Genomic DNA, 11,609 nt, shown 5'->3' on the forward strand with positions numbered 1-11,609 from the left:
CGCCGCAACGCCTGCCAAGAGGTGCAAGCCTCCCCCTGCAGGTTGCCTTTTGCGACCTATGTCGCCCAGTGGGTCTGTAGAGCTGCAGCCCACCGAGTCCCTTGATGCTCACGCAGGCCGGTTTTCCACGCCTGCGATTCTGAATGCACCCGATTTCAAAGACCGCCATTTCCATGGGCAAGTACGTCGTTTCGCCCACGACACACCCGACCGACTGCGGGCGCTTTCGCGCCTCCTTCTCGATCCATCGTTCCCAGGGCAACGGCAGCTACTGCCGCGTGTTCCGTTTTGACAAAGCCTTTGCCTCGCGCGAAGCCGCCCGTCTCTTTGCAGTCACCCAGGGCTGGCTGCAAACGAGCATGCAGCACCCGCCTGCGTGCTGATGGATGATCTGGCCACGCCAGATCCCATCCACCCCGCCCCGTTGCTGCGGACTCCCGATCCGCACGCCCGTACCCCAACGGTGCGCCATTCGTTGCGCGCCATATTTCAGAAAGGCTCCTCCATGAGCAGCAAAATCTACGTGGGCAACCTGCCCTACTCCGTGACCGATTCCAGCCTGGAAAGCAACTTTGCCGAGTTTGGCGGCGTTGCCTCGGCCAAGGTCATGATGGACCGCGAAACCGGCCGCTCCAAAGGCTTCGGCTTTGTCGAAATGGCCTCCGCCGAAGTCGCCCAGGCCGCCATCAGCGCCTTGAACGGCATGTCCGTCGATGGCCGCTCGATCGTCGTGAACCTGGCCCGCCCCCGCGAAGCAAGTAACAGCGCCGGTGCCTACAGCGCGGCTGGCTACGGTGCCGGAAAACGCTCGGACGTGGGCTACGGCACGGGTGGCTACGGCGGCGGCCGTTACTGAACCCCGTAACCCCCTGTGAAAAACCGGCTCTGAGGAGCCGGTTTTTTTTATGCGCGCCCGGCACGGCGCACTCACTCGGAGAGGAAGGCCCTAGACTGGTCCGGCAAGAGGAACCGTTCAATGTGCAAAAGCGTTGCACCAATCACTCGCATGACTTCCTTGTCGCTTTTGATTCAACCCGCATGGCAGCTGCGCGAGGCTCGGGCAACGTGGATTGCGGTGGGGTGACCGTAATGAGTCGATCGCCCTCAATACGGTATTCATACTCGCGTGTTGCACCGATCAGGTCGGTCTTGAAGGTACTGCCAGTCATGGTTGTCACATAGAAATTCGGCCGGTCAATTCGATACTGGTAAGAGGTTCTCGCCATTCCCGTAGAAGTCATGCATGTCGATTCGATGTGATCTTCCTTGAATTGGAGAACGCAACGCCCGGACGTGTCCTCGGCCTTTGAGCCGTCCTGCGCGTACAGAACGATCTTTTCCGCACGCCAACACCCCACAAGCGAGGGGTCTGGTGCAGCCGCATGGCTCCATGGTGCGGCCAAGGCCAGGGAAAAGAAAAAATAGCGCGCGAAATACTTCATGTGAAATTTAACGTTTAACTTCAGCAGAACGCCGTAGACGGTCGGATGCAGCTGCTTGTTAACCATTACAGTCCACGACCGCGGGTCGCGGCGTCAAATCCAATTGCTTGCTTGCCCAAGACAACGTCTTTCTGGTGATTTAGGAGAATGGCGATTGCATCCAGATTTCCTTTGCTATCCGCCTTACCTAAATGTTCGACCAAGTCGGCCGTACGTTTTGCGAATTCGGTTTCCGCTTGGGACGATTCGAGAGCAGTTTTTTGCGCAATCATTTCGGGCCGCGCAGACAGCATGTCGATTGCTGCTTTATTCAGTTCACTCTGCCAACCGATGATTTGAGTTTTGATCTCATTCAGTGCTCGCCCAGCATCTTGAGATTGTTTGCGTGCATCCCACCAAAAGATGATCGCAAGCACCAAACTGGCGACTGAGAGAACGATGCCAGTAGCAGTTGAATATTGTTCCATAATGATTACTCAGCGTTTACCTGCCGCCCCACGACGCCTCAGCAATGCAAACGATGTCGATCGCGGCAGATAAATCATGTTGAATTGAACCGCCACCACGGGCTGCGGTTGTGTGGGTTTTCTATAGCGGATGGATTCCTCCTCCCCCTTCATTTCAGCCATTATGGCGCCGAGCACGTCCTGTTTTTGTGCCGTGCTGGCCTGTTGGGCAATGCGTTGGGATGGGCCGTTGTGCGATGCCAGCGGAACATGGCCCACCTGCCCGGTCACGCCACTTCAGCCCCATCGGGCGGCCGCAGCATCAAAACGCCACCCTCACCCCCCACCGTCACATTGCGCCCCATCAACGGCGCGGCGTTCTTGATGAACGAGGTGTGCGCGTAGGCCAGCCGGTCCGTCAGGTTGTTGGCCTTCAAAAACCCTTGCCAGGGCGTGCTATTGGTCTGGCCACTGTAGCTCACGCCCAGGTTCAAGCATGCCGTAGCCGGGCGTGGCGGTTTCAAACGCCGCCACGCGGTTCTGGCGGGCCACTTGCACCCATTCGACCTGGCCTTCCCAGGCTTGCCAATGGACGTCCAGTCGCACACCGGCGCGGGTGATTACGGCGGCTGCCGTTACTGAGCCCCGTAACCCCCTGTGAAAAACCGGCTCTGAGGAGCCGGTTTTTTTCGGCCCATGTCCATGCAATGGCCGGGCTTCAATTGCTATTATTACGATAGCTATAAGCGCTTTATGGTAAAGATCTGGAGGCCAAACTTAATGCTCTTCGCGGAGACATTAGCCATTGCCCCGGCAGGGACGCCACGGCCTATTCAACACCCTGACGGAGCACAAAGCCACTGCGGCGCTGCGCACCCCCATCAACCCGACCTATCGCAAAATGCCATGAAATTATTTGGCATTGATGCTATATTCTTTCCTGTGAAACACAGGAGTCCGCCATGCAACCCCATATGACCCTGGCCCCGGACAAAGCGATCGTGTTGGGCAAGGCAACCATCCGTGCCGCTCATGAGATGCGTCTTTCCAATGCCGCCCTGGCGCGCGTCATTGGCCTGAGCGAACCCACCATCAGCCGCATTGCAGGCGGCCGCGGCATCGACCCGCAATCCAAGGAAGGCCAACTGGCCCTGCTGGTGGTGCGCCTGTTCCGCTCGCTGGACCCGCTGGTCGGCTCCGACGCACAAAAGCGCCACGACTGGCTGCGCAGCCACAACAAGGCGCTGAACGGCACACCCGCCGCACTCATCGAAACCCCCACAGGCCTGGTCAACGCCCTGGCCTACCTGGACGGCATGCGGGCCGCCGCGTGACGGCCCCCACGGCGTGGCACCTCGGCTGGGTGCACGAGCACACGCAGCCCCTGGCCATGCATGCGTTTCGCATGGTCGAAACACAGCACATCGCCGCCACCATGCGCCTGGTGGACTCCGCCGCCGAGCAGGATGTGCTGGAACACATGCTGGACGCCAGCAAGCCACCCCTGCCCCCAGAGGCCCAAGGCATCCACTACCTGCTGGCCGCGCCTTTCCGCTACCTGCCGCCCACGGGCTCGCGCTTTCGCAGCACGCACATGCCCGGTATTTGGTACGGCGCGGACGACTCCTACTGCGCCTGCGCCGAAATCGCCTACTGGCGTCAGCGCTTCCTGCTGGACAGCGCAGGCCTCATCACGCAACACCTGTCCACCGACCACTCCCTGTACGAAGCCGCCGTGCAAGGCCGCGCCATCGACCTGCAAACACCCCCCTGGTCCCAGGCCGCAGCGCACTGGAAGCACCCCAGCGACTACACCGAAACCCAGAAGCTGGGCGCGCTGGTGCGTGCGGCAGGCAACGTGGCGTGGATCCGCTACGCCTCGGTCCGCGCCCCGGGGCATGCGTGTGCCGCCGTATTCGCCCCCCGGAGCCTGACCCTGCTGACCCCGGAGGGCCGGTACGAGCAATGGCACTGCCACACGACACGCGACCGGGTCACGCTGTCGAATGGGCGGATGCGGTTTGATTTTTGAGGGCAGGTTGCCGGCTGCTTGGCGCTTTCTGGGCAAAGCCGCATTCGTTCCGCGTAAGGACCACAATGGGGACAGGTTCATTTCCTGCCCGAACCCAAAGGGGACGAGGGAGGCGAGCCACGCGACAGCCTCGCAGGCACCTCCTGACCCCTTTTATTGAAGCACGCACACGCCCAACGACTGGCTTTTGGCCCGGTACATGGCGGTGTCTGCGGCGCGCAGGTAATCGTCCACCGTCGCCAGCCTGGATGCGCTGCTGACCAAACCAATACTCGCGCCACTGCTCACGGTGTGTTCGCCGATCACATAAGGCGCTGCAAGGGCGGCGGCAATCTGCTGGGCGCGTTGGGTGGCTTCAGCGGGGTCAATGGACTCCAGCAGCACATTGAACTCGTCGCCACTCATGCGGGCCACCAGATCCACCGCCCGCACGCAGGATTCGAGCCGCCGCGCCACCTGTTGCAATAGCTGGTCGCCCACATGGTGCCCGTAGGTGTCATTGACGGTCTTGAACCCGTTGAGATCCAGCAGAAGCACGGCGAACATCGTGGCGCCATCGCGTACCGGCACGCCATCACCGCTCGCCGCCTCGTTCTGGTGCAGCGCGATGAGATGCGCGAGGCGATCGCGGAACAACGGCCGGCCGGGCAAGTTGGTCAGCATGTCGTAGGAACTGCCACGTTCGGCCAGATCGCTGAGCGACCCCGCCATGCGCACCGCAACGCCGTCTTCGAACTCGGCGAGCCCGCGCCAATTGACCCACACCAGCCGCCCAGCCCCGTGGAAGGCGCGGAAATCTACCGAAAAGTTCGGGCTGTTCCCCGCCAGGTGCCTGCGGTACGCCGCCTGCACGCGCCCGCGATCCTCGGGGTCGATGAGCTTCTCAAGAAAGCGCCAGCCACCGTCATGCACATGATCGCAGTCACCCAGCCCGACGATCTGGTGAAAGCGCCCGGACACATGCAGGGCGTCCGTTCGCAAGTTCCAATACCAGATGCCGTCGTTGGATCCGCGGGTCGCCAGCGAATAGCGGTTTTCGGAGCGCACCAACTCCAGTTCGGTGTTCTTCTGCTGGGTCACGTCGATCATCAGGCCGATCATGCGGTTCGGCCGACCCGGCTCGACCACGGCGCGGCACAGGTCACGCACCCACACCACCTTGCCGGACTTGGCAATCAGCCGGTAACTCATCTCGTAGGCATGGCTGTGCGTGGCGTTGTAGGCGGCATCGTCGATGCGCAGGGCCTCCTCCAGATCATCGGGATGCACATGCGCCCGCCAGAAGCCCGGGTCAGCCCGCCACTCTTCCACGGAGTAACCGAACAAGCGCTCCACCTGCGGGCTCAGGAAGGTATTGCCCACCCCGATTTCAGCTTCCCACACCACGCCATCAATGGTTTCCAGCAAGCGCAGAAAGCGCTGGCGAACCTCCACCAGCACCTGCTCGGTGACCTCGGTGATTTCGATCAGCACACCCTGGCGGCTGATCACCCGCTCCGCCGCGTCCGTCTCCGGGTGGAGCTGCAGACGCACCCAGCGATAGTCCGCGCCGGCAAACCGCAGGCGGAACACCGGCATGCCCGAGCGCATGGTGCCGATGTCGTCGGGGTGCACAAATTCCAGCAGAGACCTGCCGACCGCCGCCTCCACAGCATGGCCGGTGAGCTTCTGCCACGCAGGATTCAGATAAGTGATCTCCCACAGCGCGTCGGTCTGCACCACCGCCTCGGGTAACAGTTGCAGCAAGTTCGCGGACGGCGTCGAAGTGGTGGGCATGCAGGGCTGTCGCAAAGGGGGCAAACACATCCAACGGATAGAAAAATCAACCACGTGGGATCAAGTATGGCACGGGTTTCTGGTGCCTGAGCCCCCTTGGTTTCGGTGGTTTGGGGCAGAGAAAGTGTGTGAGTCAGCAACGCCCTCCCTCGCTGCTGGCTCGCTCACATCACGACGGAATCAGCCGTCAGAACGCCACTTTCACCCCCACCGTCACATTGCGCCCCATCAAAGGCGCGGCCGTCTTGATGAAGCAGGTGTGCGCTTGATCGCACGGAGGCTTCCTCTATCCGCCCTGGACTCGTGACGGGGCGGTGCATGTCTACCCTCAACTTGGGGGATCGTCGATATTTTATTGATAGCTACAATAAAACGTATATGTATAAAGGCTGTGCCCGAACGGAGCCTCTCTGCGTGCTACGGTCAGCTCGGGCGCGCCTCACCAGCCTTTTCAATGCGCATTTTTCGAGGTGGTTTTACCTTCGAAAAATGACCGACTGTGTACGAAATTACAAAGGAAAATTTAGATGAGCGCTCAAGAATTGCAGGCTGAGCTGGAAAAGGCAAAACGACAAGTCGTTACCGATGGCTATGAGATGTCGCTGGGAGAAATAGCGAGCCTCTACAAGAGTGATGAGTTGATCATTGCACCCGCTTATCAACGCCTAATTCGCTGGGAAGATTCGCAGAAGACCCGCTTTATCGAGTCTATTTTGCTGGGACTTCCGGTCCCACCAGTATTTGTTTTTCAACGTGAAGACGGGGTCTGGGAACTGATTGATGGTCTCCAGCGCATTTCCACTGCTCTGCATTTGATGGGGGTCTTAAAGATCAATGGAGAGCTCATTGAACCACTGGTGCTTTCTGGAACTAATTTTCTGCCTTCGCTGGAAGGCATGAAATGGTCCAGCAACCAAGCTGATGATATGAATGTTTTCAACACTCCGTTGCAACTCGAGATCAAGAGAGCCAGAATTCGGGTGGAGATTCTGCGCAAGGAAAGCGATCACGATGCCAAGTATGAATTGTTCCAGCGTCTCAATACAGGTGGTTCAAAGCTCAGCGACCAAGAAGTGCGCAACAGCGTGCTGGTGATGCTCAATGAGAATTTCTTCAAATGGGTCCGCAACTGTTCTGCCAAGCAGGAATTCAAAGACACAATCCAGCTTACTTCCGCGCAAGAAGAGCTGGCACAAGATAATGAAATGGTATTGCGTTTTGTCGCCTACCGGCGCGCTCCTTACACTAAGGGATTGGACGTCAACGAGTATCTAGACCTCGCAGCGCGAAAATTATGCGAGTTGACTACAGCCGAACTGGCCGAGGAGACCGATATTTTCAACTGGACTTTCGAGCTATTGTGGGCGGCGTTTTCGGGCGATGTGTTTAAACGTTGGGACGGCAATCGACATACAGGCCGATCAATGCTTGCTGCCTTCGACGTAATCACTCACGGAATGGCTGTAAACAGGCAAGCCATTATGGCCATGCCAGATGATGCTCAGCGTCATAGCTGGCTCATAGAAAAAGTTCGTGCCTTGTGGACAGACCAAATATATACGAATTACTCTGGTCAAGGGGTGCGGGGCACAACACGCTTGGCTAATTTACTTCCATTTGCTGTAGATTATTTCAAGCCATGAAAATTCGGTCCACAGAGGAGCTGATTAACTACTTGGACGATGATTTAGCTTGGCGGCGCAAAGAGATTATTGAGCTGCGTGCAGTTGCTAGATCAGCCAAGGAAAAGAAGGCAGATGTTCATGTTCGTGCAGGTATTGCCATGCTGTACGCGCACTGGGAAGGATTTATAAAAAATGCCTCCAATGCCTATGTCATTTTTGTTTCCGCAATGGGAATGAAGACGCGCGAATTGCAAGACTCATTTGTTGCTCTAAGCATCAAAACCAAGCTCACTCAGATGGGTGATAGTGGGAAATCCTCGGTGGCAGTCTCAACCATTGCACATTTGATGTCGATGCTTGACAAACCAGCTTTACTGCCAGCCACGGGTATTACTGCAGAAGGAAATTTGAAGTCAGAAGTATTTGTCAATATTGCGGGTTGGCTCGGCATAGATATCGCCAGATATTCCGCCCGCTTCAACCTGATTGATGAAACCTTGCTGGCCTCGAGAAACAAGATCGCACATGGGGAGTATCTCAACATTTCACCGCAGCGCTTTGACTCTCTTGCCGAGGAGATTCTAGAGGTGATGGAATGGTTCAAAACTGACCTAGAAAACGCAGCAGCGTGTAAGTCCTTCCAGCGCAAAAACAGCTCAATGATTGCTTGGGCGGCTAGCACGGCGTAGGCCCTCAGGCTTGGCAAGCTGCCGAGAAGAATCCTTCCCTAGAGTCGGTCCTCAATTATTTGGCCAGCAGCGCCCTCCCCCGCCGCTGGCTTGCTCACATCACGACGGGATCACCCGTCAGAACGCCACCCTCACCCCCACCGTCACATTGCGCCCCATCAAAGGCGCGGCGGTCTTGATGAAGGAGGTGTGGGCGTAGGCCAGCCGGTCCCTCAGGTTGTGGCCCTTCAGGTACACCTGCCAGGGCATGCCGTTGGTCTGGCCGCTGTAGCTCACGCCCAGGTTCAGCATGCCGTAGCCGGGCGTGGGCTGCTCGAAGGCGGCCACGCGGCTCTGGCGGGCCACTTGCAGCCATTCCACCTGGCCTTGCCAGGCGTTCCAGGTGGCGTCCAGGCGCAGGCCGGCGCGGGCTGGGGGGATGCGGGGGAGCAGGCTGCCGTCCGCCAGGCGGGCGCGCACGGCGTCGCCAAACAGGGTGACCCCAAAGTGGTTGTTCAGGCGCTGGCGCACCTGGGCCTCGATGCCGGTAAAGGTGGCGTTTTGCTGGGCATATTGCAGCAGTTGCAGGCCATCCAGCTCGTCGAGCGTGGCGCCGTGGATGTAACCCTGGATGCGGTTGCGGAACACGCTGACGCCGAAGGTGGTGTCGCCGCTGGTCTTGCGCAGGCTCAGGTCGATGTTGTTCGACGTTTCGGCGCGCAGGTTGGCGTCGCCGCGTTCATAGGTGGCGGTGGCCATGTGCAGGCCGCGTGCGTACAGCTCTTCGGGCGTGGGGGCGCGGCTGGCGCGGGTGAGGCTGGCGCCCAATTGGTAGCCGGGGCGGAACTTCCACACCGCGCCCAGCGATGCGGAGGTGCCGTTGTGGCTGCGTTCGATGCCGCTGGCCGAACCTGACGCTATGGCCTGGGCCGTCTGGCGGTCGTGGCGCAGGGCGGCCTCGAAGCGCCAGTCGCCCCAGCGGTATTCCTCCAGCGCGAACAGGCCCGCGCGGCGCGTGGTGGTGGGCTGGATGTAGGCCTCGTCGCCCTCGGCGGCAAAGCGGCGTTGCGATGCCTGCACGCCCAGCAGGCCGCGCCAGCCGGCCATGGGTTCGTGTTGCAGCTCCACGCGGGCGCTGTGGGCCTTGTTCTTGAAGGTGGTGACGGGGGTGCCGTCCTCCACCTCGTCATGCTGGTAGTCGGTGGCGGCGGCGCGCAGGCGCAGGGCGGTGAAGCCGGCGAAGGGGTTGCGCAGCTCGCCCCGGATGTCCAGGCGCTCGCTGCGCAAATCCACCACGGGCACGTCGTCGTGTTCGTCTTCATGGCCGTGGTCGTGGCCGTCGTCCTCGCCATGGTGGCCGCAGTGCAGGTGGTTGCCGTGGGTGTGGCAGCCCTCAAAGCCGTGGTTGTGGCCGGGCAGGCCGTATTTGGCGGTCTGGCGGGTGTAGGCGGCGCCAAGATACCCGCGCTCGCCCACCCACGAGATGCCCACGCTGCCGGTGTCGGTGCGGTTGAAGCTGCCGGGCACCTTGCGGTCCACATGGTCGTCGTGCACCCAGCCGGGGCCCACGCGGTAGTCGGCGGCGTCGCGCGCCACGCCTTCCACGTGCACGGCCAGGTTGCCCGTGCCGCCGGTGAGCGAGAACACGCCCGCCTTTTCGCGGGCGCCGCTGTTGGCGCGCAGTTCCAGGCTGCCTTCGTACCCCTTGGCGGGCACGGCGGTGGGCACCTTGCCGTCGAGCACGTTGACCACGCCGCCCACGGCGCCGTCGCCATGCACCAGGGCCGAGGGGCCGCGCAGCACCTCGATCTGGGTGGCGAGCAGGGGCTCGGAGACCACGGCGTGGTCGGGGCTGAGGGTGGATGCGTCGTGCAGCTCGGCGCCGTCGCTCAGCACCTTGACGCGCGGGCCGTCCATGCCCCGGATGATGGGGCGGCTGGCCCCGGCGCCGAAGTGGCTGGCGGCGATGCCGGGCTCGCCGGCCAGGGTTTCGCCGAGCGTGGCCTCGCGGCGCTGCACGAGTTCGTCGCCTTCGAGCACGCTGGCGGGCGTGGTCATGTCGCTGGCACCCAGTTGCAGGCCGCTGGCCGACACGGTGACGGGCGGCAGGCTGGGGGCCGGGGTTGCATCCTGGGCCTGGGCACTGCTGGCCAGGGCCAGCCAAACTGCCAGGGCGACGGGGTGCAGGGCGGGTGAAAAGGTGTTTTCAGGAAATTGCTTCATGGGAAATGCCATCGCCAGGGCACGGCAAGCGCGGTGCGGCCCGCGCACAAGCGCGCGCACCGGTACCATGGCCTGGCTCAATAATTTGAATGAAAAGTGGCTCTAACGCTTGATGGTCAAGCGCTGGCAGCTATGAAATCAGGAGTTTTGAGGGTCTGCCGCAGCAGATCAGCCCCGCGCCTGCGGGGGCGGGCCCCGGGCCTGGAACAGCGCAACGTGGCGCTGGGCCACACCGGGTGCAGGCAGGGGCGCGGGTGCCACGGCAGGCGCCGTGGGCGCCATGGCCGGGGGGCCCGAAGGGGCGGCATCGGCCAGTGCAAGCTGGTCGAGCAGCAGGCAGTCGGCCAGGCTGTGGTTTGCCAGCAAGGGCGGCAGGAAGGCGCTGGTGGCCACCGCCGGGGCCACTGCGGCCCCATGGCCTGCATGTACCTGGGCCAGTGGCTGGGCATGCGCCACCTGGTGCCAGCGGCCCAGCGACGGCACCCACACCAAGGCCAGCAGCAGCCACAGCAGGGCCGCACCGCTGATCAGGCGGCGGTGCAAAGGGCTGTGCGGCTGCTGGGCGGGCATTTACTTCACGGGCACCGCATCGACCATGCGGTAGAACAGGCCATAGGGGTCGTTGTTCAGGAGCACAAAGCGCCCCTCCACCACCACGGGTTCGAGCGAATGGCGCACGGGGGTTTTGGCGCGCACCTCCACCATGCTCTCAGGCCCGCCAGGAATGCAGAACGAACAGGTCAGTGGCACGGCCGTCAGTAAAAAATGCGTTTGCGTGGCCTTGGCGTCCAGCGGCAGCATGAAGCCCTGAATGCGCTGCACCGTCTTGTGCAGGGCCTGCTGCGCGGTATTGAACTGGGGTAGCACGGCGGTTTGGGTGGTTTTTTTGGCCAGGTCGGTCAACAGCGGCCAGGGCAGCACATCACTGCGCTGCGGCAGGGGCGCGATCGGGCTTTCGGGGCTGTGGTAGCCGGGGCCGCTGCCCTGGGGCAGCGCGGCGGCGCCGGGCACGGGCGATGTCAGCACAGGCGCCCCGCCCTGCGCTGGCACGGATTGCGCCGAGGCAGCCGCAGCAAAGCTCAGCAGGGCCAGCAAAAAGAAGGGGCGTTGCCAGGCCATGGCTCTAGTGCGCGTGTTTCATGCCGCAGTATTTGCCAATGGCCAGGCCCTTGCAGGCGGCCTGCAGCTCTTTCATGCACACCGCTTCGCCCTTGCCTGCCTCCAGGCACTGGGCGGCGGCCTGGTGTGCGGCCGCCATGGCGCGGTGGCGCTGGATGTCGGCCTGGGTTTCCTTATCGGTGTGGGTTTGTGCCTGTGCGCTGGCGCAGGCCAGCAGCAGACAGGCCGAGGCCAGGGCGGTGTGCAGTTTTTTCATGGTGCGGGGTTCTTTCAGGGAG

14 protein-coding genes and 1 pseudogene are annotated in these 11,609 nt (G+C 61.5%); 6 read left to right on the top strand and 9 right to left on the bottom strand.

All coding sequences use genetic code 11. The annotated features are described in order from the left end of the window. Positions 1-173: 173 nt before the first annotated feature. Together C8D04_RS05500 and C8D04_RS05505 are read left to right on the top strand one after the other, a co-directional pair. A complete protein-coding gene (locus C8D04_RS05500; protein WP_116006035.1) occupies positions 174-383 on the top strand; it encodes a hypothetical protein in 210 nt (69 codons plus the stop codon). A gap of 122 nt (positions 384-505) precedes the next feature. After that, positions 506-856, top strand: a complete 351-nt coding sequence (locus tag C8D04_RS05505) for an RNA-binding protein (protein ID WP_116006036.1) — start codon at positions 506-508, stop codon at positions 854-856. Positions 857-998: 142 nt separating this feature from the next. Here C8D04_RS05505 and C8D04_RS05510 read toward each other — a convergent pair whose 3' ends face one another. The 4 genes and pseudogenes from C8D04_RS05510 to C8D04_RS05520 form a co-directional block, all read right to left on the bottom strand. Then, complete coding sequence (locus C8D04_RS05510) at positions 999-1,508, bottom strand: hypothetical protein (protein WP_233521117.1); 510 nt, start codon at positions 1,506-1,508, stop codon at positions 999-1,001. Continuing rightward, positions 1,508-1,909, bottom strand: a complete 402-nt coding sequence (locus tag C8D04_RS05515) for a hypothetical protein (protein ID WP_133243605.1) — start codon at positions 1,907-1,909, stop codon at positions 1,508-1,510. The genes C8D04_RS05510 and C8D04_RS05515 overlap by 1 nt, the downstream gene beginning before the upstream one ends. A gap of 9 nt (positions 1,910-1,918) precedes the next feature. After that, positions 1,919-2,179, bottom strand: coding sequence for a hypothetical protein (locus tag C8D04_RS18545; RefSeq protein WP_133243606.1), 261 nt, complete (start codon positions 2,177-2,179; stop codon positions 1,919-1,921). Next, positions 2,176-2,503: pseudogene (locus C8D04_RS05520) on the bottom strand (TonB-dependent receptor); the annotation flags it as partial. The pseudogene C8D04_RS05520 and the gene C8D04_RS18545, both read right to left, overlap by 4 nt. 347 nt (positions 2,504-2,850) lie before the next feature. On the opposite strand from C8D04_RS05520, the gene C8D04_RS05525 reads away from it, so the two are divergent. Next, on the top strand, positions 2,851-3,222 hold the full coding sequence (locus tag C8D04_RS05525; RefSeq protein WP_233521118.1) for an MbcA/ParS/Xre antitoxin family protein: 372 nt from the start codon (positions 2,851-2,853) through the stop codon (positions 3,220-3,222). Further along, entirely contained in the window at positions 3,219-3,920 is a 702-nt protein-coding gene (locus tag C8D04_RS05530; protein WP_233521119.1) for an RES family NAD+ phosphorylase, read from the top strand. The genes C8D04_RS05525 and C8D04_RS05530 overlap by 4 nt, the downstream gene beginning before the upstream one ends. Positions 3,921-4,073: 153 nt before the next feature. Here C8D04_RS05530 and C8D04_RS05535 read toward each other — a convergent pair whose 3' ends face one another. Next, positions 4,074-5,696 (bottom strand): sensor domain-containing diguanylate cyclase, encoded by a 1,623-nt coding sequence (locus C8D04_RS05535; RefSeq protein WP_116003954.1) that lies wholly within the window; start codon positions 5,694-5,696, stop codon positions 4,074-4,076. A 527-nt stretch (positions 5,697-6,223) separates the two neighbouring features. Between C8D04_RS05535 and C8D04_RS05540 the strand changes: the two genes are divergently transcribed. Beyond that, positions 6,224-7,339, top strand: coding sequence for a DUF262 domain-containing protein (locus C8D04_RS05540; RefSeq protein ID WP_116003955.1), 1,116 nt, complete (start codon positions 6,224-6,226; stop codon positions 7,337-7,339). Then, complete coding sequence (locus C8D04_RS05545; protein ID WP_116003956.1) at positions 7,336-8,010, top strand: MAE_28990/MAE_18760 family HEPN-like nuclease; 675 nt, start codon at positions 7,336-7,338, stop codon at positions 8,008-8,010. Before C8D04_RS05540 ends, C8D04_RS05545 begins: the two co-directional genes overlap by 4 nt. 117 nt (positions 8,011-8,127) lie before the next feature. On the opposite strand, the gene C8D04_RS05550 is transcribed toward C8D04_RS05545, so the two are convergent. The 4 genes from C8D04_RS05550 to C8D04_RS05565 all read right to left on the bottom strand — a co-directional run bounded on the left by C8D04_RS05550 (position 8,128) and on the right by C8D04_RS05565 (position 11,587). Next, positions 8,128-10,212 (bottom strand): TonB-dependent receptor, encoded by a 2,085-nt coding sequence (locus C8D04_RS05550; RefSeq protein ID WP_116006039.1) that lies wholly within the window; start codon positions 10,210-10,212, stop codon positions 8,128-8,130. A 168-nt stretch (positions 10,213-10,380) separates the two neighbouring features. Further along, complete coding sequence (locus C8D04_RS05555; RefSeq protein ID WP_116003957.1) at positions 10,381-10,782, bottom strand: hypothetical protein; 402 nt, start codon at positions 10,780-10,782, stop codon at positions 10,381-10,383. Further along, a complete protein-coding gene (locus C8D04_RS05560; RefSeq protein ID WP_116003958.1) occupies positions 10,783-11,331 on the bottom strand; it encodes a DUF3299 domain-containing protein in 549 nt (182 codons plus the stop codon). Between the two features lie 4 nt (positions 11,332-11,335). Continuing rightward, a complete protein-coding gene (locus C8D04_RS05565) occupies positions 11,336-11,587 on the bottom strand; it encodes a hypothetical protein (RefSeq protein ID WP_199562974.1) in 252 nt (83 codons plus the stop codon). Positions 11,588-11,609: the final 22 nt, after the last annotated feature.

Source organism: Simplicispira sp. 125 (assembly GCF_003096555.1).
Classification (GTDB): domain Bacteria; phylum Pseudomonadota; class Gammaproteobacteria; order Burkholderiales; family Burkholderiaceae_C; genus Simplicispira.